Here is a 1986-nt window from a genome sequence, read left to right as displayed (position 1 = left end):
TATGAATTAGTTCAAAGCCTTAAGCAAACGATTGATATCCCAATTCATATGCAGTCTCACGCCACTACTGGCTTATCAACCGCCACAATTATGAAGTGTGTGGAAGCCGGTATCGATAATGTTGATTCGGCTATTTCATCGATGTCTATGACCTACGGTCACTCGGCAACAGAATCTGTGGTGTCCATTTTTGAGGATACGGATCGCGATACGGGTCTTAATATCGAACTCCTTGAAGAAGTCGCCGCCTACTTCCGTGATGTGAGAAAAAAATACGCCCAGTTCGAAGGTTCATTACGTGGTGTAGATTCACGTATTTTGGTTGCACAGGTGCCTGGCGGTATGCTGACGAATATGGAAAGTCAGCTGCGTGAGCAAAATGCGTTAGATAAAATGGATGCAGTTTTAAAAGAAATTCCACGTGTTCGTGAAGACTTAGGCTTTATTCCTCTAGTCACGCCTACCTCACAAATTGTCGGTACACAGGCCGTTATCAATGTGCTGACTGGCGAACGATACAAGACCATTGCGGCAGAAACCGCCGGCATTTTGAAAGGTGAATATGGTGCAGCGCCAGCGGCATTCAATAAAGAGCTTCAAGATCGCGTTCTGGAAGGCGCCGAGCCTATCAGTTGTCGTCCTGCTGATCTCATTGAAGCAGAGATGGAAAAACTCACCACCGAACTCCTTGCTGTCGCCGATGAAGAACAAATTAACCTGGCAGAAGGCGAACATCAAGTCGATGATGTTTTAACGTATGCCCTGTTTCCACAAATTGGTCTTAAATTTCTTAAAAACCGTCACAACCCAGATGCATTTGAACCTGTTCCTGTTATCGATAACACACCATCAGCCAATCGTTCTGCAAGTCAGGAACAAGAAACTTATACCATTAAAGTCAATGGTCAGAGTTACGTCGTTCAAGTGAATGAAGGTGGTGATATCAGTCATGTTGAATCCTCATCACCCGCGCCAGCTCAGAGTACACCGGCAGGTGAAGGTGACCCCGTTGAAGCGCCGTTGTCAGGCAATATCTGGAAAATTGAAGTCAGCGTCGGTCAACAAGTCAACGAAGGTGACACCCTGTTAATTCTCGAAGCGATGAAAATGGAAACACAAATTGTGGCTTCCAAGTCTGGGACGGTGTCGTCCATTTTTGTTAAACAAGGTGATTCCGTCAAAGTCGGTGATCAGCTGGCCACTATCGCTTAATTGGGGGATCTTATGGATAAACTACTTCATCTCTGGCAAGTAACAGGTTTTAACCAAATGACACCAGGCCAAGGTGTCATGATTCTTATTGGTATGTTGCTGCTGTATCTGGCCATCAAGAAAAACTTCGAGCCGTTATTACTGGTACCTATTGGTTTTGGTGGTGTGTTAGCCAATATTCCAGGTGCTGGTTTGGCAGAAGCCAATGGTATTTTGCATATTTTCTACAGTGTCGGTATTGAAAGTGGTGCCTTCCCACTCATTATATTTATGGGTGTCGGTGCCATGACGGACTTTGGTCCATTGCTTGCCAACCCCAAAACGCTGTTTCTTGGAGCTGCCGCTCAGTTTGGTATTTTTGCGACATTGATGGGCGCTGTTGTTTTAGCTCATTATGGTATTTTTGACTTTAGTCTGGCTGACGCAGCAGCGATTGGTATTATCGGTGGTGCAGATGGACCAACATCTATTTATGTGGCGAGTAAGCTTGCCCCAGACTTATTGGGTGCTATTGCTGTAGCGTCATATTCATACATGGCATTAGTGCCATTAATTCAACCTCCTATCATGCGTGCGCTGACTAGCGAATCAGAGCGCAAAATAAAAATGGTACAACAGCGTCACGTTTCACAACGTGAGAAAATCGTCTTCCCATTGTTATTACTGATTCTTGTCGCCTTTTTACTACCCGATGCAGCGCCATTACTCGGTATGTTCTGTTTTGGTAACTTAATGAAAGAATGTGCGGTAGTGGATCGTTTAAGTAATACGACT

At 44.9% G+C, this 1986-nt stretch carries 2 protein-coding genes; both read left to right on the top strand.

The features are described 5' to 3' along the window. The coding region (locus B4K20_RS09930) for a pyruvate carboxylase subunit B (RefSeq protein WP_289282763.1) at positions 1–1212 on the top strand (1212 nt) is incomplete at its 5' end. 12 nt (positions 1213–1224) lie between these two features. Then, positions 1225–1986 (top strand): sodium ion-translocating decarboxylase subunit beta (locus B4K20_RS09925; RefSeq protein WP_289282762.1); only part of this gene is annotated, 762 nt, incomplete at its 3' end.

The sequence above is a fragment of the Methylophaga sp. UBA5088 genome, assembly GCF_002414625.1.
Lineage (GTDB): Bacteria > Pseudomonadota > Gammaproteobacteria > Nitrosococcales > Methylophagaceae > Methylophaga > Methylophaga marina.
The sequence above is the reverse complement of the archived record's forward strand: the minus strand, read 5'-3'. Positions and strand labels throughout refer to the sequence as shown.